We start from the raw sequence: 24,645 nt of genomic DNA, 5'->3' as shown, positions 1-24,645 counted from the left end.
CGTTGCGTTTCGTCCTGGCGATTGTCAGTTTCGTCGTTGCTGCCCTGCTGATCGGATTCGGTGTCGCCCAGCGCACGGTTCTGGCCGGGCCGGAGACGTTCACCGCCACTGCGGAGCTGGGAGCTGAGGCTCCTCTGGCCGTCATCGACGGTGAAGCCCTCAACGCGCACTCGGGCAGGCAGGCGCTGTCGGTGTCGGGTGAGGGCATTGTGTTCGCCGCGTACGGCCGCACCTCCGACGTCAAAGCGTGGGTTGGCGACGCCGCCCACTACGAGATCACCGCAAACCCCGAGACCGGCGAGTTCGTGTCGGAGCTGGTCGAGGGCACAGAGGCAACGGTGCCGAACCCCTTCGGCTCCGACCTGTGGCTCGCCGACTTCCAGGCCGAGGGCGCCGTGAACTTCGCGGTCAATGTGCCGGAGGACGTCTCGATCATCGTCGCCTCCGACGGCACCGCCCCGGTGCCCGGTGACGTGTCTGTCACCTGGCCCGTCGACAACTCGCAGCCGTGGTCCGGACCATTGATCGTCGCTGGCGCGCTGATGGCCCTGCTCGGGCTCGCCTTCCTGACCTGGGCGATCCTGCACCTGCGCCGCTCGCGCGGACCGCGCAGGACGCAGCCCAAGCAGCCCCGGATGCCCAAGCCGCCGCGGCAGCGCAGCGTCAAACCAAAGTCGAACGGTGGGGCGCCGACCAACGCGCGCGGACGCCGGGCGAGCCGCCCGATGATCGCCGTCGTTCCGGTGATCGCCAGCGCCCTGTTGCTTGGCGGGTGCTCGGCAGGCTCGTCGCCAGAGTCCGGTGGGGGTGCGCCGGTCAGTGAGCCGTCAGCGGCATCCACGGCGCCCGCCGGCGAAGACTTGCCGCCCACCGCGGTCACCGAAGCACAAGCCAAGCGCATCGTGTCGAGTGTCGGCACCACGGTCACCGATGCCGACGCCAACCTCAGCGCAGACGTGGCAGCGACGCGACTTGCCGGCCCCGCGCTCGAGCTACGTGCCGCCAACTACAAGGCACGCAGCGTCGACGGCGCCCTGCCTGCGGTGTCGCCCGTCGTCGGAGACAACCCGTTGCAGCTGACGCTCCCGCAGCAGACCGACATCTGGCCGCGAACCGTGATCGCCGTCACCCAGGCCGCCGACGCGGACCCGGCTGACGACGTGGTTCCGTCGCCCGTCGGCATGGTGCTTATCCAGGACGACGCTCGCAGCCAATACAAGGCGCACTACGCGGTGACGCTCACCCAGACAGTCCCTGAGGTCGCCCCTGCATCCATCGGTACGGCTCGCCTGCCGGTCGATAACAAGCTGCTCAGCATTGCCCCGTCCGAGGTCGGTCCCGCCTACGCCGACGTCTTGTTGAACGGTGACCAGAGCGCCTCCTACGGTCTCTTCGACACCGAGAACGATCCGCTGCTCGGGCAGGTCGGCAAGGCCTACAAGGACGCGAAGAGGGCGGAGGTGCCGACCACGGCAGCGCTCACCTTCACGAATGCGGCTGGCACGGGCGAGACAGTGGTGATGGCCACCAACGACCTCGGCGCCCTGGTCGCGGTGAACATGACCGAGATCGAGGAGATCAAGCCGACGCAGGCGGGTGCCGCGGTGGACTCGGCCGGAGCGGTGCGCGCGCTGTCCGGCAAACCGCAGAGCACCAAGGGGTTCACCGCAACCTACGCCTACCAATTGCTGTTCCACGTGCCCCCGGTCAGCCAACAAGGTGAGCAGCCGATCGCGCTGCTCGGATACAGTGAAGGTCTGATCTCAGCTTCGGAGGTACCGTGACCAACACACCGCTGAACGGGGCGAGCCTGCGTGGCGCCGTCGACTTGTCCTCACTTGTGAACAAGCCGTCCCCGGCGACCACCGACGGCTCCGCCTCTGCGCAGTCCATCGTTTCGGAGACGAACGACGCGGATTTCACTCGGATCCTGGAACTCTCCAAAACGGTCCCGGTGATCGTGGAGTTCTATGGCCAAGGCATCGAACCCGAACTGGTCGGTGCCGTGACCGCCCACGCCGGGCGCATCGCGCTCGCCACCGTCAACGCCAACGCGAACCCTCAGCTGGCGCAGGCGTTCCAGGTGCAGCAGGTTCCGACCGTCGCCGCAGTGGTGGCCGGTCGTCCGCTGTCGCTGTTCGTCGGCCTGCCTACCGACGAGGAGGTGCGTGACGTGCTCGATCAGGTGCTGCAGCTCGCGGCCCAGAACGGTGTCACCGGCCAGATCGCCCAGTCGGGCGACGCCGACGCCGACGCGGCCGAACCGGCCGATGTGCCCCTTCCACCGCTGCACCAGGAGGCGTTCGACGCGATCGAGCGCGGTGACCTGCCCGCGGCAATCCACGCCTACCAGACCGCGATCGCCCAGGACCCACGCGACCAGCTCGCGGTCGCGGGCCTGGCGCAGGCATCGCTGATGCTCCGGCTGCACGGCAAATCGGCGTCGGCGATCCGGGTCACCGCCGCCCAGAACCCCGGCGACTGGCACGCGCAGTTTGCGGTGGCCGACCTCGACATCAGCGGCGGGCACGTCGATGACGCGTTCGACCGCATCCTGACACTGTTCCCGAAGCTCGCGCAGCCAGACAAGAACCGGGCCCGCGCCCGTCTAGTGGAGTACTTCGAGATCGTCGGTGCGGACGACCCCCGGGTCATTGCCGCGCGCAGGCGGCTGACCGGGCTGCTCTACTAGGCCGGCACCAGGTACAGCCCAGCCAGCGGCGGCAACGTCAGGGTGGCGTGCGCCGGGCGGCCCGCCCAGGGTTCGTCGTGCGACTGCACCGTGCCGAGGTTGCCCACTCCGGAGCCGCCGAAGTCCGCGGCATCCGTATTCACCAATTCTCGCCATGCACCGGCGAACGGCATGCCCACCCGGTAGTCGTGGATCGGGTTGCCGCTGAAGTTGAACAGCGCGACCAGCGGCTCCCCGGTGGCCGACCAGCGCATGAACGAGACCACGTTCTGTGCCGCATTGCCGCCGTCGAGCCACTCGAAGCCGGCCTCGGTGTGGTCCTGCTGCCAGAGCGCAGGGTGAGCGCGGTAGGTCTGGTTGAGCTGGCTCACCAGCCGCAACAGGCCCTGGTGCGCGGGCTGGTCGAGAATCCACCAGTCGAGTCCGCGTTCCTCGCTCCACTCCGATGGCTGCCCGAACTCCTGCCCCATGAACAGCAGTTGTTTGCCCGGATGCGCCCACATGAATGACAGGTATGCCCGCAAATTGGCGAGCTTCTGCCACTGGTCGCCCGGCATCTTCTGCAGCAGTGAGCCCTTGCCGTGCACCACCTCGTCGTGGCTGATCGGCAGCATGAAGTTCTCGCTGAACGCGTAGAGGAAGCTGAAGGTGATGTCGTTGTGGTGGTAGCTGCGGTACATCGGGTCTTCCGCCATGTACTGCAGCGAATCGTGCATCCAGCCCATGTTCCACTTGAAGCCGAATCCGAGCCCGCCGGACGATGTCGGTCGGGTGACTCCGGGCCAGGATGTCGATTCCTCAGCGATCAGCACGACGCCGGGGTTGCGCTTGTACGCGGTGGCGGTGACCTCCTGCAGCAGGCTGATCGCCTCGAGGTTCTCGCGGCCGCCGTGCACGTTCGGCAGCCAATCCTCACGGGAATAGTCGAGGTAGAGCATGGACGCCACCGCGTCGACGCGGAGTCCGTCGATGTGGAATTCCTCGAGCCAGTACAGCGCGTTGGCCACCAGGAAGTTGCGCACTTGGGACTGGCCGAAGTCGAAGATCAGTGTGCCCCAGTCCTGCTGCTCGCCGCGGCGCGGATCGGAGTGCTCGTAGAGCGGCTGGCCGTCGAAGCGGGCGAGGGCCCATTCATCCTTGGGGAAGTGCCCCGGCACCCAGTCCATGATGACCCCGATGCCGGCCTGGTGCAGGCGGTCGACGAGGTAGCGCAGGTCGTCCGGATGCCCGAACCGGCTGGTGGGCGCGTAGTACCCGGTCACTTGGTAACCCCAGGAACCGCCGAACGGGTGCTCGGCGAGCGGCATGAACTCCACGTGCGTGAAGCCGAGATCGGTGACGTACTCGATCAGGGGGTCGGCGAGCTCTCGGTAGCCGAGCCCGGGACGCCACGATCCGACGTGCAGCTCGTACACGCTCATGGGGGAGTTGTGCGGCTCGCGGCTTGCCCGGGCGGCCAGCCACCCGGCATCCTGCCAGTCGTAGCTGCTGTCGCCGACGACGGATGCCGTGGCCGGAGGCTGCTCGGTGAACTGGGCCATCGGGTCGGCGCGTTGCACCCACTCGCCGGCGGCGGTGAGGATCTCGAACTTGTAGGTGTTGCCGGCGGTCAGGGCGGGCACGAACAGCTCCCAGATGCCGTGGTCGTCGAGGCGGCGCATCGCGTGCTGCACGCCGTTCCACGAGTTGAAGTCGCCGATCACGCGCACCGCGCGGGCGTGCGGCGCCCAGACGCTGAACGCGGTGCCGTCGACGTCTTCGTGCGGGCGGTGGTGGGAGCCGAGCACCTGCCACACCTGCTCGTGGCGGCCCTCGCCCCAGAGGTACAGGTCGATGTCGCCGACCGTCGGCACGAACCGGTACGGGTCATCGGCGGTCCAGCGGTCGCCGTTCGGGTAGCTGGCCTCGATCCGGTAGCCCTGGCCTGGAGCGGATGTCGCGCCCTGCCAAAGCCCGTCGCTCAGGTGTTCCAGCGGCACCCGGCTACCGTCGGCTCGCACCGCGGTGACCGTGGCGGCGAGTGGCCGGACACAGCGGATGACGACCCCGTCATCGACCGGATGCTGCCCCAGGTGGTCATGCGGACGTGGGTGGCTGCCGTGGGCGAGCTCGGAAATGACGGTCGGATCAAGGTGGGGGAGCATCAGAGACCTCGCGGATAGTCGACTCGCAGGATGTGCACCGGCTCGACGAAGGCGTCGAGTCGCACGTAATTGTCGGCGCCCCAGTCGTAACGGTCACCGGTGATGAGGTCGCGCACCTCGAAGCGGGCATCGAGGGGAAGGCCCAGTTCGGCAAGGTCCAGGTGCACGGTGGTCTCCCGCACCGAGTGCGGGTCGAGGTTCGCGACGATGATCAGGCCGTCGGCGCGGCGAGTGCGGGTGTGGGCGCCGGCCAGGTACTTCGTGTACACGAGCACGGCGTCGTCGTCGCTCCAGTGCACGCGCAGGTTGCGCAGTTGCCGGAGCGCCGGGTGTTCCGCGCGGATCTTGTTCAGCTGGGTCAGATACGGGGCAAGCGAGGCACCGAGGCTCTCCGCCTTCGCCCAGTCACGCGGCTTGTACTCGTACTTCTCGTTGTCGATGTTCTCCTCTGAGCCAGGCCTGGCGACATCCTCAAACAACTCGTAACCGGAGTAGACCCCCCAGGTCGGTGCGGCCGTCGCCGCGAGCGCCGCGCGCACCTTGTACGCCGGACGTCCGCCGAATTGCAGGTACTCGGTGAGGATGTCAGGCGTGTTGACGAACAGGTTGGGCCGTAGGAAGTCCGCTGTCTCCTGGGACAGTTCGGTGAAGTATGTCTCCAACTCCGGTTTGGTGTTACGCCAGGTGAAGTAGGTGTATGACTGCTGGAAACCCGCACCGGCGAGTGACTGCATCATCGGAGGCCTGGTGAACGCTTCGGCCAGGAACACGACATCCGGAAACTCGGTGTTTACCTCGTTCAGCAGCCACTCCCAGAAATTGAGCGGCTTGGTGTGCGGGTTGTCGACGCGGAAGATGCGCACCCCGACGCCGATCCAGTACCGCACGATGCGCAGCACCTCGGCGCGGATGCCTTCGGGATCGTTGTCGAAGTTGATCGGATAGATGTCCTGGTACTTCTTCGGCGGATTCTCGGCGTATGCGATCGTTCCGTCTGGCAGTTGCGTAAACCATTCCGGATGCTCGGTGACCCAGGGGTGGTCGGGGGAGCACTGCAGGGCGAGGTCGATTGCGACGTCGAGGTTGCTCTTCTTCGCCGCCTTCAGGAACGCCGTGAAGTCGGCGATCGTGCCGAGGTCGGGGTGGATGGCATCGTGACCGCCCTCCGCCGAGCCGATCGCCCACGGCGAGCCAGGGTCGTGAGGGCCCGGCGTCAGCGAGTTGTTGGGGCCCTTGCGGAAAGCGTGGCCGATCGGGTGGATCGGCGGCAGGTAGACGACGTCGAAACCCATTCGGGCGATAGCAGGCAGCCTCCGTGCCGCGGTGCGGAAGGTGCCGCTCTGCCAGGAACCGTCCTGGCGCTTTTTCGCGCCCTCGCTGCGCGGGAAGAACTCGTACCAGCTGCCGACACCGGCGCGGGTGGGCTCAACCCGCACGTCGACCGTCTCGGACAGGGTGACGAGGCTCGCCAGCGGCCGGGACTGGATGGCGCGGGTCAGGCGGGCGTCAACGGCGACCTTCAGTCGTTCCGCGGTGCTCAGGGAGGTGTCGGTGATTGCGGCGATAGCGTCCTTGACGACGGCGGACCGTCCGGCTCGCTTGAGCAGGTTCGCACCCATCGTGAACATCAGCTCGACATCCTGGCCGGCGGGAATCTTGATCTCGGCGTTGTGGCGCCAGGTTGCCCAGTCGTCGCTGTATGCCCGGATGCGATATCGCCAGAGTCCCGGGGCGTCCAGCTGCACATCGACTCGCCACCGGTCGGTGCCGCGCACGCGCAGCACCATCGGATGCTGCGTCTCGGTGTCGTCCGGAGCGGTGAGCAGCAGTTGCACGCCGAGCTCGTCATGTCCTTCGCGGAACACGGTGGCGGCGAAAGGCACGACCTCTCCGACGAACGCCTTCGGTGACCAGCGGTCTTCCGGTTGGCGTGGTGCGAGCTGGCGGATCGGTATTCGTCCGATTCGCGGCACGAACTCATCGGATGCTGCAGAACCCGCGTGAACAACTGCGCCGCCATCTTCTGGTGTCACCACACTCTGACCGTACCGTCTTGCACCACGCGGGCACGAGGGGCACGCCCGCGGCATCCGTGACCCCCGTTCTGGGTGCACAGATGGCGAGACTTCCTCTTGTCCTCCAAAAGGAGGACCAATAGATTCAGGGGGTGAGGGAAACATCCCGCGCTGTGCGATCACATCGCACTGCGTCTTCCGTCACACCCCCCGCGCAGGCGGCCCGTAACCCGCCGCCTGCGCACCCGAACCATCCCACAGGCTCGCTGATCACCGAGGCGCCGGGTGAATGCAAGCACATCGTCGGGGCTAGACAGCCCGTTCTGTATGTCCTCCATAGTGCGGACTCATGCCGTACCCCCTGCTCTGGGGGTTCGTAAAACGGGGTACATCGCTTGTCCTCCATCATGCTGACGAATATTCTTCTGGATGTGGGGGAACACAAGATTTACCCAGCTACCCGCTAACCCCAGCCCAGGTGACCGCCTACCCGCCACCTGTGCAAGTTACAACCCGAATCACCCGAAGCTGAAGAGCCCTGATCTCGCCTGCCGCTACCCGGCCCGCAGGCGAGATCAGGACTTCGTCATGACCCCTGCATCGCGCTGCCCGGCGCGTGCAAGGGAGTGACATCGCGCGCCGTGAGCGGGTCCACGATGACCCGACATCGTCATGATGTCGTGAGAGGACTCACCAAAATGAACAAGCTCGTCAAGGGATCCATCGCCGGCGCTGCCGGAATTGCCCTTCTTCTCGGTGGCGCAGGCACGTTTGCGACGTGGAACGACAACGCCACCGTCGCCGCCGGAACGATTACATCCGGAGAACTGAGCCTGTCAACGCCGGTCGGCGCGTGGACCGACGTGACTGACGCGGCGACACCAGTCGCCGTCGCCACGATTTCGAACTTCCGCACTGTGCCAGGCGACGTTCTCCAGTATGCCGCGAGCTTCAACATCACCGCGACGGGAGACAACCTCGAAGCTGAACTGGAGAGCAACCTCGCGGGTCTGACCAACGGCATCGCTGGAGTGACACCGGTCACCGTCATGACCGTCGGCGGCGCCCCGTATGTCCAGGGCAACACCATTCCGGTGTCGAAGGGATCCACCGTGGTGAGCGTGGTGATCACCGTCACCTTCGATCCGAACACGACGGGCTCGGGTAGCACGAGCGAGGTTCTGGACCTCGGTGCACTGACCTTCACTGTTTCGCAGGTCTAGCTCGTATCCACGGGTGTGCCCGCCTCTACCCGGGCGGGCACACCAGCACCACCACTTTCCATCGACCCGAACGATTGGAAGACCACCATGCTGGGCATTCGCGTACCCTCACGGCCGAAGACTCGCACGCTGCTGCTCGCCGCAGCGGCAACCGGGGTCGTCGTCGCGCTGATTCCCGTCGGCGGAACCTACGCCCTGTGGAACGACGTCGAGACGGTCAGCCCCGGAACAATTACTTCCGGGTCGATGACGCTGACTGTCGATACCCCGACCCTCAATGCGTCGGCGTGGTCCAACCTTCTGCCTGGCCAGTCGGCGGCGCAAGCGTTCTCGGTAACCAGCACTGGCACCGTTGCTGCTTCGCTGGCCGCGTCTGTCGCAGTCACTGCGCCGGCCCCGTTGATCGCGTCGCACATGACCCTCCGGCTCACCCCAGTCGCTACGAGTGCAGCCTGTCATCCCGGCCTCGCCGGGGGTGTGACGGCTCCGCTCACCGGGTTCTCCACTGTTGTGGCCGCCGATCTGCCCGCGAACAGCGCGAGGGTTCTGTGCGCAGAGGTGCTGCTGAATGCCGGCGCGCCCATCGACGTCCAAGGCCAGACGGCTGCCTTCGGTATCACCCTGACGGCGACCCAGAAGTAGGCCGACCATGTTCCGATCTCGAGCACGAAGCGCCCCACCTGGCGCCGACGTGCCGCAGGGCCGTCGCGTCTCCCGCAAGGCGATTGCTGTCGCGCTCGCCGCATTCCTCGTGCTCGCTGGCCCCGGAGCGGCCTGGGCACTGTGGACGGCGACGACCAGCACGTCGTCCACAGCGGCTGCCGCACGAGTGGGTGTCACGCAGCAGGTGACGGCTCTAGACACGGTTTACCCGGCCGGATACAGCGGTACCACCACCATCACCGGCTCGATCACCGTGCGCAACACCGGATCGGTACCCGGAATCGCTTCCCTCACCCCCTCCGCGCAGGGTGGCCTCGCGAGCGCCGTCTCGGTGAAGGTGTGGCAAGGAAACTGCGCTGTTCTGCCCGACGGGCTCACCGGCACCACGTGGGCGTCGCTGCCAACCTTGACGACACCCATCGGGCCCGACGAGTCGACAGTCTGGTGTGTGCAGACCGCACTCGACAGTTTCACCGCCCTGCAGTACTGGGGGCAATCGGCGCCGGTGTCGTTCGCGGCGTCATTGACGGCTACCGGCACCGGGTGGACCGCAACGGCGCCGACAATCGGCGTGACGCAGAGTGCGGGGACCGCACATGCTGGTGACCCGCAACCGACACCACCACAACTCACCGTGTGCACCACGCACAACAACGGACAACGACTGGATCTGGCGTGGCCTCACCTGAGTGGGTTCACGAGCTACTCCGTCAAGGTCACTGGACCGACGCCGAGCATCTCCACGATGATCGAGCTCCCCACCGTTACCTCCCCGATCGAGTTGACCAAGCAACAGCTGGACAATAGCGGCGCACCGGCAGGTACGTACGTGATCACGGTGTACGCGGGCACCACGGCGATAGCCACCGATAAGTTCACCATCGCGCCGGACGGCAACAAGGGTCTCTCGTGCGTCCGCTGACCTTAACGGTGTTGACTCTGGGGGTCGCACTGGGCAGCTCTCTCGCGCTGAGTGCGCCAGCGCATGCCGCTAGCGGCATCGAAGTCTCCAGCGACGGCGTTACCTACAGCGCCACTCTCCCGGGCGCGCTCTTCCAGCTCACCGACCCGCTCATTCCGGGCAGTGTCATCGGCGAGGACCTGTGGGTTCGCAACACCTTCGCTGCGCCAGGCGTCCTGCGCCTCTCGCTCATCGACGTGGTCACCACCGACCCAGTCTTCGCCGACGCGCTCACGGTGAGCACGACGCTCACAGCCGGGGGAGCCAGGCCAGTCGTGGCACTGAGCGCAGCAAACCCGTGCGCGGTACTGCTCGAGGGCCCGATCCTCCAGCCGGGCGAGGCTCGTCGCCTCCACACCCAACTCGCCCTCGGCGACCTGACCGGAACCGCGGGCCAGGGCGCGACCGCGTCGATGAGCATCCGCGTCGCGCTCGTCGACCCGGCGTATCCGGCATTCGCCGCCACTGACTGCGGCCCGGATGGCACCGAGCTTCCGGTCATCGGTCAGCCGGAGGCGCCAGCGCCGAATCCGGCTCCAGCGATGCCGGATGGAGCGAGACCGGCTGCAACGGTGCCGCCCGCGGGTTCCACCGGCACCACCACCGGCAGCCCGCTCAGCAGTTCGCCTGACAGTGCCATCGTCAGCGCGTTCAACGGCGCCACCGCCACCGGCACCCACACCACCACCGATGCCGACACGGCCGCGCCGGACGAGCAGTTGCCAGCATCGTCGATGCCGCTCCAGGCGTTCGTCAACCTCTACACCGGCGACGTCAACCTGCTGCTCATCTTCATGCTCATCGGCGGCTTCTCTGCCGGGGTGGCGGGGTTCTGGCTGCTCGCCTGGCGTCGCCGCCGACAGGATGACGAGCAAGCCGTGACGGGGGAGGCCGCATGACGAATCAACTGACCGTGACCGTCACCGACACACCGGATGCCGCGACGCCCGCGCCCCCGAGTGGCGTGGCCTCCGCCAGCGTCGCGCCAGCGAAGCAGAAGCCCCACGGAATCCTGTACTACCTCGGACTCGGCCTGAGCGGCGGACTGTTCATGCTCGTGCTGGCGCTCGCCGCAGCCGTCATCGTGGTGCCGGCCGCCACCGGGTCGGTGCCGCTGACCGTGCTCACCAGTTCGATGGAGCCGACCCTCCCGCCTGGCACCCTGATCGTGGTGCGCCCGGTCGAGACCGGCGACATTCGAATCGGCGATGCCATCACCTATCAGATCGAGTCCGGTAAGCCCGCAGTCGTCACCCACCGGGTGATCTCGATCTCGTCGTCATCCGATGGCAGCAAGACTTTCACCACGCAGGGCGACAACAACGGTGCCCCAGATGCGGAGCCGGTGGTTTCCGAGCAGGTGCGGGGCAAGGTCTGGTACAGCGTTCCGTGGATTGGTTACGTCAATCAGGCGGTCAACGGCGAGAACCGGTCGTGGATCATCCCGACCATTGCTGGCGCCCTGTTCCTGTACGCCGGCTACATGATGGCCTCAGCGGTGGCTGGAGCTCTGAAGAAACGGCGGGCCGGCGACTAGCCAGCCAGCTCAGGCCGACAGGCCCTTCCGCAGATTCACTCGCGCCCCACCGACGCGTCGCCAGGTGCGATCGGGATCGATGTAGGCGGCTGCTCGGAGGTACGGCACCCCATCGACCATCTTCAGGTCGAATGCGCCCTTGTGCAGGAGCCGATGACACGGTGGACAGAGCAGCACCCCGTTGTCGATGTCGGTGGGCCCGTGGTTGCGGTGCTCGGTGACATGGTGCGCGTCTGTCCACGATGGTGGTGCGCCGCAGTTGACGCAGCCGCCGTCGCGCACGGCGAGGGCAAGCTTTTGTCGATCGGTGAACAGTCGGGTCGGCTTGCTCAGCCACAACGCCTCGCCCTGCTTACCCAGCACCATCAGCCGCAGATCGCCGGTGCAGACAAGTTGATCGATTGTCGCGGCGCTGACCGGTTCGTCGACGTCGTCGAGATAGCCGACCCCGACGCCGTCGGCCAGCTCTTGCAGGGTGACCGTGGCCACCACCACCGGACGCGAGCGCGGGCGATTCGGGTCGGCCGCCGCGCCGACACGCAACAGCCCCAGCAGGATGTCGGCATTGCGCTGCGCAGCCGTCCGCGGGTCGGTAGCCGGGTCGGAAGCGTCTGCCTCGTCGGGGTTCAAGAAACGTGGCGTGATCTTCGGGGAGGCATAGACGGAGAAGATGGCGCGAATCTCCGCGAGCATCGCGGCCGGCAGCTTTGCCACCATGGTCGCCAGGCCGTCGACCTCGCGGCTGATGGTGAGCGACCGCTTGTGCACGGCGGTGTCTTCGCGAGGGGCGGCACCGTCCGGATCCAGCGCATCACGCCACAACCGCGCCTGCCCGGCCACCGCATCGGCCGACCACACGGTGGCCTCGGTCACCAGGTGCTGTTCCGCCGTGGCCACGTCTCCGGGAGCGCACCGCTCGGCGGCCTGGTCGAGGGTCGCCGTGATCTTTGCGGCGGCGGCTACTCCAACCTCACCCGCGATCACCGCCGCGCTGACAGCAGGGTAGAGCGGCGGCATCGGTTGCCCGTCTGCCGACACGCGTGGCGCAAGCTTGGCGCCCAGACGAACCCGCTCCTGGATCTGCACGCCGGAGGCGCGGGTGACTTGCTCAAGTAGATGCCGCGGATACGCGTGGCCGAGCCGCCGCGCGAGCCCGGTGTCGCCCAGTTCGAACCTGGATCGCTCGGTGACCTCGGCCGCCGCGATCGTCCTGAGCGCGTCGGTGAATCGACCCGCCTGCTCGGCGAGCATCGTCACGTGCATCAGGTCGTCGTCGCTGAGCGGCGAGACCGGCAGGCGAACGGCATCGGACAGCAGGGATGTCGCCTGCTGCAGAAGGTCCGCTGTTTCGGTCATGACACCACAGTATGTCCCACCACCGACATTACCTTTGTGCTGATCAGACGGGAGTTTTGCTGTGGATAATGGTCGAGCCGAACGGTTGTGGAGGAGAGGAACGCAAGCAACCGACATTCGCATACTCACACATCATCAACAGCCCCGAAACCTCCCTCCCATAGAGTGGGCCCGTGAAGGCGATCCGTCGATTTACTGTCCGAACCGTTCTTCCCGAGCGGCTGTCCGCGCTCGCAGAGCTGTCCACCAACCTGCGCTGGTCGTGGCACGAACACACCCGGCAGCTGTTCTCGGCGATCTCGCCCGAACTGTGGGAGAGCGTCGAGCACGACCCGGTGCGGCTGCTCGGCGCAATCGACCCGGCCAGACTCGACCAACTCGCCGCCGACGACCACTTCGTCGACCGAGCGAACGTGCTCCGAGATGAGCTACACCGCTACATCGAGGAGCCCCGCTGGTATCAGCAGCTCGAGGGCGCCCCGCAGTCGATCGCCTACTTCTCGCCGGAGTTCGGCATCGCGGCGGCGCTGCCGCAGTACTCCGGTGGCCTCGGCATCCTGGCCGGCGACCATCTGAAGAGCGCGTCCGACCTCGGAGTGCCGATCCTCGGCGTTGGCCTGTTCTACCGCAACGGCTACTTCCGGCAGTCGCTGTCGCGTGACGGCTGGCAGCAGGAGAGCTACCCGACCCTCGACCCGGACGGCCTTCCGCTCACCGTGCTGCGGCATCCGGATGGCTCCCCGGTGCAGGTCGCCCTGGCGCTGCCCGACGGCCGGGCCCTGTATGCGCGCGTCTGGCAGGTTGCCGTCGGCCGCATCCGACTGTTGCTGCTCGATACCGACATCCTGGCCAATGATGCGGACCTGCGCGGCGTCACCGACCGGCTGTACGGCGGCGGCAGTGAGCACCGACTGCTGCAGGAGCTGCTGCTCGGCATCGGCGGCGTGCGGGCGATTCGCCGGTTCACCGACCTCACCGGCCATGCGGAGCCGGAGGTGTTCCACACCAACGAGGGCCATGCCGGCTTCCTCGGCCTGGAGCGCATCAGCGACCTGATCGGCCGTGGCCTGACCTTCGACGAGGCGATCCAGGTGGTGCGGGCGGGCACGGTGTTCACCACGCACACCCCGGTCGCGGCCGGCATCGACCGGTTCGACGCCGGGCTGATCGCTCGGTACCTCACCTCTGACCTGCTGCCAGGAGTGGATGTCGCGCAGGTACTCGCGCTTGGTGCCGAAGACTACGAGGGCGGCGTGGATCACACGTTCAACATGGCCGTGATGGGCATGCGGCTGGCGCAGCGGGCCAACGGCGTCTCGCAGTTGCACGGGCAGGTCTCCCGCGGCATGTTCGGCGCGCTCTGGCCCGGGTTCGATCAGGATGACGTGCCCATCGGGTCGATCACGAACGGCGTGCACGCGCCCACCTGGACCGACCCGCTGCTGCTCGGCCTGGCGGAATCCAAGCTCGGCACCGACGACACCACCGCCTGCGACTGGCAGTCGCCCGCCATCAGCGACGCCGACATTTGGACCGTACGCGGCTTCATGCGGGCACAGCTGGTGACCGAGGCGCGCCGGCGCAGGGCAGCGGCCTGGCGCGAGGAGAATCCGGGCATCGCGGTGCCCAGCTGGGTGGACGACCTGCTCGACCCCACCGTGCTGACGATCGGCTTCGCGCGACGAGTGCCCACCTACAAGCGCCTCACCCTCATGCTGCACGACCAGGACCGGCTGCGCTCGCTGCTGCTGCACCCGGAGCGGCCCATCCAGCTGGTGATCGCTGGCAAGTCGCATCCGGCCGATGACGAGGGCAAGCGCCTGATCCAGCAGCTCGTCGAATTCGCCTCGGCGCCGGAGGTCCGCGACCGCATCGTGTTCCTGCCGAACTACGACATCGCCATGGCGCAACTGCTGTACCCGGGCACCGACGTCTGGCTGAACAACCCGCTGCGCCCGCTCGAGGCTTGCGGCACGTCCGGCATGAAGGCGGCACTGAACGGGTCGCTCAACCTGTCGATCCTCGACGGCTGGTGGAACGAGTTCTACGACGAGCGAAACGGCTGGGCGATTCCGAGCGCCGATTCGGCCGGGGATGCCGCGGAACGCGACGCCCTCGAGGCGGCGAGCATGTACGACCTCATCGAGAACCAGATCGCCCCCCGCTTCTACGACCGCGACACGTCGGGAGTGCCGAAGCGCTGGGTTACCGCGATCCGGCACACCCTCAGCACCCTGTCGCCGATGCTCTCGGCCGACCGCATGGTGCGGGAGTACGTGATGAACCTGTACCTGCCAGCGACGGCGTCGGTGCGGTCGATGAAGGCCGACGACTTCCAGCCGGCGCGCGCGCTGGCAGAGTGGAAGGCGCGAGTGCGGATGGCATGGCCGGATGTCGCGGTGACCCATGTGGAATCCGGGGGAGTCGACACCGTCCCGCAGGTCGGCGACGAGCTGCAGGTGCGCGCCTTCGTGAACCTCGGTGCCCTGGCGCCCGAGGATGTCACGGTGGAGGTGCTGTACGGCCAGACCCGCGACGAGGAACGGCTGACGAACACCCGCAGGCAACGCCTCGAGCTGGTCGCCGAGACACCCGGCCAGCCGACGATCTTCGGCGGCACCATCGCCCTCTCGCGGGCCGGCAGCTTCGGATACAACGTGCGGGTGGTGCCGGGGCATCCGCAGCTCGACACCGCGGCGGAGATGGGGCTGATCGCGGTCGCCGGCTGAGACAGCACAGCCTGAGCTTCTCAGCGCGCGATATCGGCCACCACCGCGCCCGTCACCCGCATCAGGTCGCCGGGCGCCAACTCGATGTCGAAGCCTCTGCGGCCGCCGCTCACCAGCACCGTGTCGTACAGCTCGGCGGTCTCATCCAGAACCGTCTGCAGCCGGGACTTCTGCCCGATCGGGCTGATCCCACCGACCACGTAGCCGGTCTTGCGTTCCGCCGTGGCGGGGTCAGCCATCGCCGCCTTCTTGCCGCCGACCGCCGCGGCGAGCGCCTTCAGATCCAGCTTGCCGGTCACCGGCACGATGCCCACCACCAGGCGCCCGTCGATCTCGGCCAGCAGGGTTTTGAACACCCGGTCGGGATCAACCCCCAGCGCGGTGGCCGCCTCCAGCCCGAAGTTCGTCACCGCCGGGTCATGGTCGTACGCCCGCGAGGTGAATGGGATGCCCGCGGCGGTAAGCGCCACGGTGGCGGGTGTCGACATCAGTGCGCCACCAGCAGCTGCATCGAGGTGCCGGCGAGGCTGAGCTCACTGCCCGGCCCATGGTGGAGGAGCGTCCCCTCGAGGTCATCCCGCGCGGAATCCCACAGCAGGGTGAACCCCGACACCCCCTCCGGCTCCGGCAGGGTCACCGTCACCGACTGCTCCAGCCCGTGCACCACGAGCAGGATGCGGTTGTACTCCTCCACCTCGGGGGTCGATGCGGCGAAGTACTGCACGGTGCGCTCGGCGGGGGAGTCCCAGTGGGCTTCCTGCATCGACAGCCCGTCCTTGTTGAACCAGTCCATGCGACTGGCGCTCGGCACATGCTCGCCCGACCGGGCGAACCGCACGGGCCGCAGCGCCGGATTCTCGTGTCGGAGTTGCAGCAGCCGACGGGTGACCTGAATCAGCTGCTGCTGCCACGGGTCGCGGTCCCAGCGCAGCCAGGTGAGCTCATCGTCGTGACAGTACGCGTTGTTGTTGCCGCGCTGTGACCGGCCGAACTCGTCGCCTGCGGTGATCATCGGCACCCCCGCGCTCAGCAGCAGCGTGCCGAGCAGGTTGCGGATGGCCTTCTGCCGAACGGTGATGATCGCGGCATCCGTCGTCGGCCCCTCCATCCCGTGATTGAACGACTTGTTGTCACTCGTGCCGTCCCGATTGGCCTCGCCGTTGCCGAGGTTGTGCTTCTGGTTGTACGCCACCAGGTCGGCGGCGGTGAAGCCGTCATGCGCGGTGATGAAATTGACCCCGGCGAGCGGACCGCGATCGTGCGAGAACACGTGCGCCGAACCGGCCAGGCGCCGGGTGAATGACCCGATGCCCTCGCGCGCCGCCCCGTATTGGCGGGCGGCGTGCACGTCGGTCAGCCAGAAGGTGCGCATCCGGTCGCGATACCCGTCGTTCCACTCCAGATAGCCGCGCGGGAATCGCCCGGACTGCCAGCCGCCGAGGCCCACATCCCAGGGCTCGACAATCAGTTTGCTGTCGGCGAGGGTCGGGTCGTCGAGGATGTCGATGAGCAGCGGATGTCGCGGATTGAACTCGTTCGTCTCATCACGGCCGAGCGTGGCGGCCAGATCGAACCGGAAGCCGTCGATCTGCACGTCGTCCGCCCAGTAGCGGAGCGAGTCCAGCACGAGGCGCTGCGCTGCCGGCAGAGAGAAGTTGAGGCTGTTGCCGCATCCGGTGGTGTCGATGTACGCCCCGGTGTCGTCCTGTCGGTAGTAGCTGGCGTTGTCGATGCCGCGGAAGCTGGAGGTCGGGCCGAGCCTGCCCTCTTCGTTGGTGTGGTTGTACACGACATCCAGCACCACCTCGAGCCCCGCCTCGTGCAGCAGTCGCACCATGCTCTTGAATTCGCGCAGCACCGCGCCGGTGCCGCCGAACTGTGCCGCCGCCGTGGCGTACGCGGTATGCGGGGTGAAGAAGTTCTGCGTGTTGTAGCCCCAGTAGTTGGTGAGGCCCTGCTTGATGAGCCGCTGCTCGCTGGTGAACTGGTGCACCGGAAGCAGCTGCACCGTGGTGACACCGAGGTCCTTCAGGTAACCGATAGTGGCCGGGTGGGCAAGACCGGCGTATGTCCCGCGGAGCTCTTCCGGCAGAGCAGGGTTGAGCTTGGTCAGGCCCTTCACGTGGGCCTCGTAGATCACCGTGTGGTCGAGGGGGATGCGCGGCTTCTGCGCGCCACCCCAGTCGAACGCGTCATCCTGCACATAGCTGCGCCACTGGCCGGTCGGCGTGCGCAGCAGCCCCCTGGCGTATGGGTCAAGTAAGTCGCGGCCGCCGTCGAAGGCGTGCGTCAGACCGTCCGGCCCGCTCACCCGGATCGAATACCGGGCGCCGGGAACCAGCGACCGTGACTGCACCGACCACACCCCGTGCGCGTCCCTGGTCATCGGCCGCACCCTGGTGACCCAGTCCGGGTCCTTGCTGTCGAACAGGCAGAGGAGCATGCCGGTGGCGTTGGCACTCCAGACCCGCAGCTCACCGCCTCGCGCAGTATGCCGAACGCCCAGCCAGCGCAGAGGATCGGCTTGAATCATGAGATCTAGAGTAGTAACTGCTCGTTTGACCTCTGGACACCCCTCTCATGCCTATCTATCTGGACCACGCCGCCACCTCCCCGATGCGGCCGGAGGTGCTCGACGCCTACACCCAGGCGCTGCACGTGGTCGGTAACCCCGCCTCGATCCACAGCCAGGGGCAGAACGCGAAGCGGATGCTGGAGGAGGCCCGCGAGCAGGTTGCCGCCTCCCTCGGCGCCGAGTCGGTCGAGGTGGTCTTCACCTCCGGTGGCACCGAGGCGGTGAATCTCGGCATCAAGGGCCTGTACTGGGCCCGGCGCGCCGCGATGCCGTCGAGGCGGCGGATCCTGGTCGCCCGCGCCGAGCACCACGCCACCATCGACAGCGTCGAGTGGCTGGAGAAGTTCGAGGACGCGGAGCTCACCTGGATCCCGGTCGACGAGGTCGGCCGGATCTCCCTGGCGGCGCTTGAGGCCGCCCTGGATCAGGATGTCGCGCTGGTCACGTTGCTCTGGGCGAACAACGAGGTCGGCACCATCCAGCCGATCGACGAGGTCGTGGCGCTCGCCGCAGCGTACGGGGTTCCCGTGCACGTCGACGCGGTCGCCGCATACGGGTATCTGCCGATCGGTTTCTCGGCCAGCGGCATCGCCGCGCTCAGTGTCTCGGCGCACAAGATCGGCGGCCCGGTCGGGTCGGGAGCGCTGCTGGTCTCCCGCGGCGCCGTCGTTGAGCCGCTGTTGCATGGCGGGAGTCAGCAGCGGGCCAGGTCGGGTACGCAGGATGCCGCGGGTGCTGTCGCGTTCGGCGTGGCCGCCTCGACGCTGCCGGATCCCGCCCCGCTGCGCGTGTTGCGCGACCGGCTGATCGCCGGGGTGCGTGACGCCGTGCCCTCCGCGATCCTGCGTGGCGATCCCGAGCACCGACTGCCGGGCAATGCCCACTTCACCTTCCCCGGCTGTGAAGGCGACTCGCTGTTGTTCCTGCTCGACATGCAGGGGTTCTCGGTGTCCACCGGGTCGGCCTGCACGGCGGGAGTGGCGGAAGCCTCACATGTGCTGATGGCCATGGGGCTCCCCGAAGCGGATGCCCGCGGTGCGCTGCGGATCACCCTTGGGCCGGAGACCACCGAGCAGGAGGTCGACGCGTTCGTCGCCGCACTGCCCGCCGCGGTGGCGCAGGCAGAGCGGGCCGGGCTGTCGGAGCGCACGCCGGTGTTAGGGCAGCTCGGCCGCTAAGCCGAGTTCCAGCCAGCGGTCGTTAGACTTACCCGGTGAAAGTTTTGGCAGCGATGAGTGGCGGAGTCGACTCCGCCGTGGCCGCGGCGCGCGCCGTCGACGCCGGCCATGACGTGGTCGGCGTGCACCTGGCGCTCAGTCGGATGCCGGGCACCCTCCGCACCGGAAGCCGCGGCTGCTGCACGATCGAAGACTCGATGGACGCCCAGCGCGCCGCGAACATCATCGGCATCCCGTACTACGTCTGGGACTTCTCCGAACGCTTCAAGCTCGACGTCGTCGACGACTTCATCGCTGAATACTCCGCCGGCCGCACCCCGAACCCGTGCATGCGCTGCAACGAGCGCATCAAGTTCGCGGCCCTGCTCGAGAAGGCCGTCGCCCTCGGCTTCGACGCGGTGGCCACCGGCCACTACGCCAGCCTGATCACCGACGAGCACGGCAACCGCGAGCTGCACCGCGCCGCCGCCTGGGCGAAGGACCAGTCCTACGTGCTCGGCGTGCTCAACAGTGAGCAGCTGGCGCACAGCATGTTCCCGCTCGGCGCCACCCCGTCCAAGGCCGAGGTGCGAGCCGAGGCGGCCGCCCGCGGCTTCAGCGTGGCGAACAAGCCGGACAGTCACGACATCTGCTTCATTCCGGACGGCGACACCCGCGGCTGGCTCGCCGACAAGGTCGGCGCGGAACAGGGTGCCATCCTCGACCGCACCGGCGACCAGATCGGCACCCACGAGGGCGCGCACGCGTTCACAGTCGGCCAGCGCAAGGGCCTGAACGTGGGCTTCCCGACATCCGATGGCAAGCCCCGGTTCGTGCTCGAGGTGCGCCCGAAGACCAACGAAGTGGTCGTCGGCCCGAAGGAAGCGCTCGACATCGCCGAGATCGCCGGCCGCAAGTTCAGCTGGGCGGGCCTTGACCCTGTCGCCTCCGAAATCACCGAAGCGGATGTCGCGGGCATGCGCTCGTTCGACTGCGAAGTGCAGATCCGCGCCCATGCCGACCCGGTTCCGGCGACCGCGCGACTGTCGCCGGTGAACCCGGCGGACTACCCCGACGGTGCCGGTGCGATCTCGGCATCCCGCAGCCAGGAAACCAACGCGGACTACGAGCTGGTGATCACCCCGAACCAGCCGCTGAACGGGGTCGCCCCAGGCCAGACCGCCGTCGTCTACGTCGGCACCCGGGTGCTCGGCCAGTGCACGATCGACCGCACGGTGTCCGCGGTCGCCGTCAGCTGACCTCACCCCGCTCGCACGCGCCGCCGCCGCGGGTACCCGTAGCCGTGTCGGTTGCGCTCCGTAAACTGACCTAGTGGCAGAGACAACGGCAGAGACACCCGCATCGACAACGGCACAGCCGACCAGCGCCGATTGGGACGGGCAGTACACCCTGAGCGAGCTCGAGGCGGCGCACGCCGAGGCTGAGCTGCTCACCACCCGCATCCTCGAACTGCGCGACGCCTACTACCAGCGCGATGAAGAGCTGGTCTCCGACGCCGAATACGACGAGCTGATGCGCCGGCTCGAGCAGCTCGAGCACCTGTTCCCCGAACTGCAGGGCCAAGACAGCCCCACTCAGACGGTCGGCGGTCGCGCGCAAACCCTATTCGACCCCGTCGAGCACGCCGAGCGGATGCTCAGTCTCGACAACGTGTTCAGCGTTGACGAGTTCCTCGAGTGGGCCGCGAAGGTCGAGCGCGACTCCAGCCGCAAGGTGGACTACCTGTGCGAGCTGAAGATCGACGGGCTGGCGATCAGCCTGCGCTACGAGAACGGGCGGCTGGTCACCGCAGCCACCCGCGGTGACGGCGTTACCGGCGAAGACGTCACCGAGAACGTGGCGCTGCTCAGCGGCATCCCGAAGCAACTGGCAGGATCCGGGCATCCGCCGCTCGTCGAAGTGCGCGGTGAGGTGTTCTTCCCGGTGGAGGCATTTCGCGAGCTGAACGCCGAGCAGGCGGCCGCGGGGGAGCGGGTGTTCGCGAACCCGCGGAACGCGGCATCCGGCAGCCTGCGGCAAAAGGCCGAGGGCAAGAACCCCGCCCAGCTACGGCTGATGCAGAACCGGCTGAGCCGGCTGCGGATGCTGGTGCACGGCGTCGGCGCCTGGCACGGTGTTGATGAGAACGGGCCGCCGGTGGACAGCCAATCGGCGGTATACGAGTTGCTCAGCGGCTGGGGGCTGCCCACCAGCACGCACTACCGGGTGACCGACTCGGCGAAGGACGCCGCCGCGTTCATCGAGTATTTCGGGGACCACCGCACGAGCGTTGAGCACGAGATCGACGGCATCGTGATCAAGGTCGACGAGCTCGCGTTGCATGACGAGCTGGGCGCCACCAGCCGCGCCCCGCGTTGGGCGATCGCGTACAAGTACCCGCCGGAACAGGTCAACACCAAGCTGCTTGACATCGTGGTGAGCGTCGGACGCACCGGCCGGGCCACCCCGTTCGCGGTGATGGAGAAGGTGCGGGTCGCCGGCTCCGAGGTGCGGCAGGCCACCCTGCACAACCAGGACGTGGTCAAGGCCAAGGGGGTGCTCATTGGCGACACCGTGGTGCTCCGCAAGGCCGGCGACGTGATCCCCGAAGTCCTCGGACCGGTCGTGGAGTTACGCGACGGCAGCGAACGCGAGTTCGTGATGCCTACCGCCTGCCCGGAATGCGGCACCGCACTCCGGCCGATGAAGGAGGGCGACATCGACCTGCGCTGCCCGAACGCGCGCAGCTGCCCGGCGCAGGTGCGCGGCAGGGTCGAGCACATCGGCAGCCGCGGCGCCCTCGACATCGAGGCCCTCGGCGAGGTCTCCGCGGCGGCGCTCACCCAGCCCGACGTGCCCGTCGACCCGCCGCTGGACACCGAGGCGCGACTGTTCGAGCTGACCCTGGCCGACCTGCTTCCGATCGAGGTGGTGGTGCGGGATGCCGAGACGGGCCTGCCCAAGCTCGACGAGGACGGCACCGCCAGGCGCCGCTCGCCCTTCCGCCGCAACCCGTCGGCCGCCGAGAAGAAGCAGGGCCTCACCGGCCTGCAACCCTCCTCCGCCGCCCTGAAGCTGCTCGACGAGCTGGAGAAGGCCAAGACCAAGCCGCTCTGGCGCATCCTGGTGAGCCTCAACATCCGGCACGTCGGGCCGGTGGCTGCACGGGCCCTCGCCAACCACTTCGGCTCGCTCGTCACGATTCGCGGCGCCAGCCGAGACGAACTGGCCGAGGTGGACGGTGTCGGCGGCATCATCGCCGACTCCCTGCTGGACTGGTTCGAGGTGGACTGGCACCGCGACATCGTCGACCGGTGGGCTGCCGCGGGCGTGCAGTTCGCCACTTCCGGGCATCCGGGTCCCGGGAACGCGGACGGCGCCGACGGGCCGCTCGCCGGACTCACCGTTGTCGCCACCGGGTCGCTTGACGGGTTTACCCGGGAGGGCGCGCAGGAGGCGATCATCGCCGCGGGCGGCAAGTCGGCCTCCAGCGTGAGCAAGAAGACCGACTTCGTCGCCGCCGGGCCCGGCGCCGGCTCGAAGCTGACCAAGGCCGAGCAATTGGGGGTGCGCATCATCGATGCCGCCCAGTTCGCGCGGCTGATCGCCGAGGGCCCGTCGGCCTTGGATGAGCAGTAGACGTCGATCAAGTAAATCTTCTGTAATCCGGTCGATCATTCCTCTACAATCGTGATCGCGTGTCACCCTCGTTTCAGGGGAATGGGGAGAACCACGCGATTGAGGGGACGACACCCGAATGCTGTTGGGGATTGCAGCGTTGGTTTCTGCCTCGGTGGTGATGGGTTTGCCCACCGAGGTTTCATCCGCGCACGAAAACCGGCCACCATACGTGGTCGCCCAGACCGTCGACAGGGTGAACGACCCGCTCGCGCTGCTGCGCCGCTCCGATCTGGCGTCGACGACGCAGCCGACCGGCGCGGGTCTGCTCGGCGGCCTCGTCGGCCTACCGCACGGGGAGATCCCGGCGTACACCGCTCAGAACGCGGGCGCGCTCACGAAACTGATCAGCAACCCGCCGGCGCCGCGCCTGGTCACCGGCTGGTGGGACGCGCTGCCCACCACATCGCAGCTGGCGCTCTCCACGGCTGCCCCCGAGCTGGTCGGCAATCTGAACGGCATCCCGTACTCGTTCCGCAACGTCGCCAACCGCACGTTCCTCGGCCAGACCATCGACGGACTGAAGACCCAGCTTGACGTCGGTATCGGCCGCAGCGAGTCCACCGCGGTGCAGACGCGCCTCGCGGCGCTCACCGAGATCGAAGAGGCGCTCGGTGAAGGGGACGCGAAGCCCGGCCGTGAACTGGTGTCGTTGAGCGTCAGCGGCGAGCCGACCGCGGCGATCGCCCTCGGCGACCTCGACGAGGCCGACTACGTCAGCTACCTCGTGCCCGGCATGTTCTTCGGGGTGCAGGCGCAGATCGGTGAGTGGACCGACACCGCCGCCCGGCTCTACGAGGAACAGGTCAGCTGGCAGCAGCTGCTGAGCGAGGCGGATGCCTCGATCGCCGACGCGACCGTGGCGACGGTCGCCTGGATCGGCTACCAGACGCCGCACCTGCTCAACGTCGGGTCGCTCGACCTGGCCTACCAGGGCCGTGACGCGCTGACCGGCACGATCGAGGGGCTGCACGCCACCCGGTCCGCTGACCAGCCGTTTGTGTCGATCCTCGCCCATTCCTACGGGTCTACCGCCGCGCTGATGGCGTTGACCGAGAAGGACTTCACCGTCGATGCGCTCGCGCTGATCGGCTCACCTGGCAGCCCGGCGCAGTCCGTCGACGAGCTGCACGTGCGCGGCGGGAACGTGTTCGTCGGTGAAGCCGGCTGGGACCCGATCACCAACACGTCGTTCTTCGGCAGCGACCCGGGAGCCGCGTCATACGGGGCGAAGGCGATGAGCGTGTCGGGCAGCAAGGATGTCATCACCAACAAGAAACTCGAGCCATCCTCCGGCCACAACGAGTACTTCGCCCTCGGCACGGAGTCGCTGCGCAATCTCGCGCTGATCGCGATCGACCAGGGTGCCCTCGTCACCGACGGTACGGCGCGCGATCAGGCCCGCACGCTTGCGCTGGCGCGCTAAAGCCGCGTGGTAGCCTGACCGCACTTCTGGTGCGGATGGACAGTTCATGAAAGCACGAACATTGGCCGGGGCGCTGCTGGCGCTGGCGGCGCTCAGCCTGACCGGCTGTGCCGTCGACGCGGGATCCGGGCGCAGCGCCGAGGAGGCCGGTGACGACTTCCGGCAGGTGCTCGACGATACGCAGCAGCTGGTCGGTGGCGAGTGGGAAGTGCGCGACGACCCGACGCCACGCGGATGCAGCATGCCGCTGTGGGTCGAGGGGGACCGCTACCCTGCCCTGCGGATCGGCACCGTGCCGACCACGACGGCGCAGTTGCTGACGCTCGTCGAGGAGTACTGGGGCGGGCTCGGCTACGCCGTCGAGAGCGCCGAAGTGGGCGAGGCGACCGAGCTGCAGGCCGTCGGGGAGCACGATGAGACCTTCATCTTCCGGGTTTCCGACAACGGGATGACCCTGCAAGGCGAAAGCGAGTGCCGCCCGCACTAGCG

18 protein-coding genes are annotated in these 24,645 nt (G+C 67.7%); 13 read left to right on the top strand and 5 right to left on the bottom strand.

Features of this window, described 5'->3' with window-relative positions; genetic code table 11:
• Positions 1-2: 2 nt before the first annotated feature.
• Both HCT51_RS10260 and HCT51_RS10255 read left to right on the top strand, forming a co-directional pair.
• Positions 3-1,784 (top strand): DUF8094 domain-containing protein, encoded by a 1,782-nt coding sequence (locus HCT51_RS10260; RefSeq protein ID WP_166873574.1) that lies wholly within the window; start codon positions 3-5, stop codon positions 1,782-1,784.
• Entirely contained in the window at positions 1,781-2,692 is a 912-nt protein-coding gene (locus HCT51_RS10255; protein ID WP_166873571.1) for a tetratricopeptide repeat protein, read from the top strand. The genes HCT51_RS10260 and HCT51_RS10255 overlap by 4 nt, the downstream gene beginning before the upstream one ends.
• On the opposite strand, the gene glgB is transcribed toward HCT51_RS10255, so the two are convergent.
• A complete protein-coding gene (gene glgB / locus HCT51_RS10250) occupies positions 2,689-4,836 on the bottom strand; it encodes a 1,4-alpha-glucan branching protein GlgB (protein WP_166873568.1) in 2,148 nt (715 codons plus the stop codon). The two genes, HCT51_RS10255 and glgB, sit on opposite strands and share 4 nt — an antisense overlap.
• Positions 4,836-6,926, bottom strand: a complete 2,091-nt coding sequence (locus HCT51_RS10245; protein WP_166874581.1) for an alpha-1,4-glucan--maltose-1-phosphate maltosyltransferase — start codon at positions 6,924-6,926, stop codon at positions 4,836-4,838. Before HCT51_RS10245 ends, glgB begins: the two co-directional genes overlap by 1 nt.
• 623 nt (positions 6,927-7,549) lie before the next feature.
• On the opposite strand from HCT51_RS10245, the gene HCT51_RS10240 reads away from it, so the two are divergent.
• The 5 genes from HCT51_RS10240 to HCT51_RS10220 all read left to right on the top strand — a co-directional run bounded on the left by HCT51_RS10240 (position 7,550) and on the right by HCT51_RS10220 (position 11,235).
• Positions 7,550-8,074 carry an alternate-type signal peptide domain-containing protein gene (locus tag HCT51_RS10240; protein WP_166873565.1) on the top strand — a complete coding sequence of 175 codons (525 nt, stop codon included), beginning with the start codon at positions 7,550-7,552 and terminating at the stop codon, positions 8,072-8,074.
• 87 nt (positions 8,075-8,161) lie between these two features.
• A complete protein-coding gene (locus HCT51_RS10235; RefSeq protein WP_166873562.1) occupies positions 8,162-8,716 on the top strand; it encodes a TasA family protein in 555 nt (184 codons plus the stop codon).
• Between the two features lie 7 nt (positions 8,717-8,723).
• Positions 8,724-9,659, top strand: coding sequence for a hypothetical protein (locus HCT51_RS10230; protein WP_166873559.1), 936 nt, complete (start codon positions 8,724-8,726; stop codon positions 9,657-9,659).
• Positions 9,647-10,597 carry a hypothetical protein gene (locus HCT51_RS10225; RefSeq protein WP_166873555.1) on the top strand — a complete coding sequence of 317 codons (951 nt, stop codon included), beginning with the start codon at positions 9,647-9,649 and terminating at the stop codon, positions 10,595-10,597. The genes HCT51_RS10230 and HCT51_RS10225 overlap by 13 nt, the downstream gene beginning before the upstream one ends.
• Positions 10,594-11,235 (top strand): signal peptidase I, encoded by a 642-nt coding sequence (locus HCT51_RS10220; protein WP_166873552.1) that lies wholly within the window; start codon positions 10,594-10,596, stop codon positions 11,233-11,235. Before HCT51_RS10225 ends, HCT51_RS10220 begins: the two co-directional genes overlap by 4 nt.
• Positions 11,236-11,244: 9 nt before the next feature.
• Here HCT51_RS10220 and HCT51_RS10215 read toward each other — a convergent pair whose 3' ends face one another.
• Entirely contained in the window at positions 11,245-12,591 is a 1,347-nt protein-coding gene (locus HCT51_RS10215; RefSeq protein WP_166873549.1) for an HNH endonuclease signature motif containing protein, read from the bottom strand.
• A gap of 173 nt (positions 12,592-12,764) precedes the next feature.
• On the opposite strand from HCT51_RS10215, the gene glgP reads away from it, so the two are divergent.
• A complete protein-coding gene (gene glgP, locus HCT51_RS10210; protein ID WP_166873547.1) occupies positions 12,765-15,320 on the top strand; it encodes an alpha-glucan family phosphorylase in 2,556 nt (851 codons plus the stop codon).
• 20 nt (positions 15,321-15,340) lie between these two features.
• Here glgP and ybaK read toward each other — a convergent pair whose 3' ends face one another.
• Entirely contained in the window at positions 15,341-15,808 is a 468-nt protein-coding gene (gene ybaK / locus HCT51_RS10205; protein ID WP_166873544.1) for a Cys-tRNA(Pro) deacylase, read from the bottom strand.
• On the bottom strand, positions 15,808-17,853 hold the full coding sequence (gene glgX, locus HCT51_RS10200) for a glycogen debranching protein GlgX (RefSeq protein WP_166873541.1): 2,046 nt from the start codon (positions 17,851-17,853) through the stop codon (positions 15,808-15,810). Before glgX ends, ybaK begins: the two co-directional genes overlap by 1 nt.
• A gap of 47 nt (positions 17,854-17,900) precedes the next feature.
• Between glgX and HCT51_RS10195 the strand changes: the two genes are divergently transcribed.
• The 5 genes from HCT51_RS10195 (at position 17,901) to HCT51_RS10175 (ending at position 24,643) form a co-directional block, all read left to right on the top strand.
• Positions 17,901-19,073, top strand: a complete 1,173-nt coding sequence (locus HCT51_RS10195) for a cysteine desulfurase family protein (protein ID WP_166873537.1) — start codon at positions 17,901-17,903, stop codon at positions 19,071-19,073.
• 35 nt (positions 19,074-19,108) lie between these two features.
• Complete coding sequence (mnmA, locus tag HCT51_RS10190; RefSeq protein ID WP_224760439.1) at positions 19,109-20,311, top strand: tRNA 2-thiouridine(34) synthase MnmA; 1,203 nt, start codon at positions 19,109-19,111, stop codon at positions 20,309-20,311.
• 73 nt (positions 20,312-20,384) lie between these two features.
• On the top strand, positions 20,385-22,691 hold the full coding sequence (gene ligA / locus HCT51_RS10185; RefSeq protein WP_370626814.1) for an NAD-dependent DNA ligase LigA: 2,307 nt from the start codon (positions 20,385-20,387) through the stop codon (positions 22,689-22,691).
• A 166-nt stretch (positions 22,692-22,857) separates the two neighbouring features.
• The gene (locus HCT51_RS10180; RefSeq protein WP_166873535.1) at positions 22,858-24,156 is read left to right on the top strand and encodes an alpha/beta hydrolase; all 1,299 of its coding nucleotides are present in this window, start codon (positions 22,858-22,860) and stop codon (positions 24,154-24,156) included.
• A gap of 46 nt (positions 24,157-24,202) precedes the next feature.
• Positions 24,203-24,643: a hypothetical protein gene (locus HCT51_RS10175; RefSeq protein WP_166873532.1), complete on the top strand. Its 441-nt coding sequence runs from the start codon at positions 24,203-24,205 to the stop codon at positions 24,641-24,643.
• Positions 24,644-24,645 lie beyond the last annotated feature (2 nt).

Origin of the sequence: Salinibacterium sp. ZJ450 (assembly GCF_011751885.2) — a bacterium.
Taxonomy (GTDB): Bacteria; Actinomycetota; Actinomycetes; order Actinomycetales; family Microbacteriaceae; genus Ruicaihuangia.
Note: the sequence above shows the minus strand (reverse complement) of the source record. Positions and strands in the feature narration are given on the sequence as shown.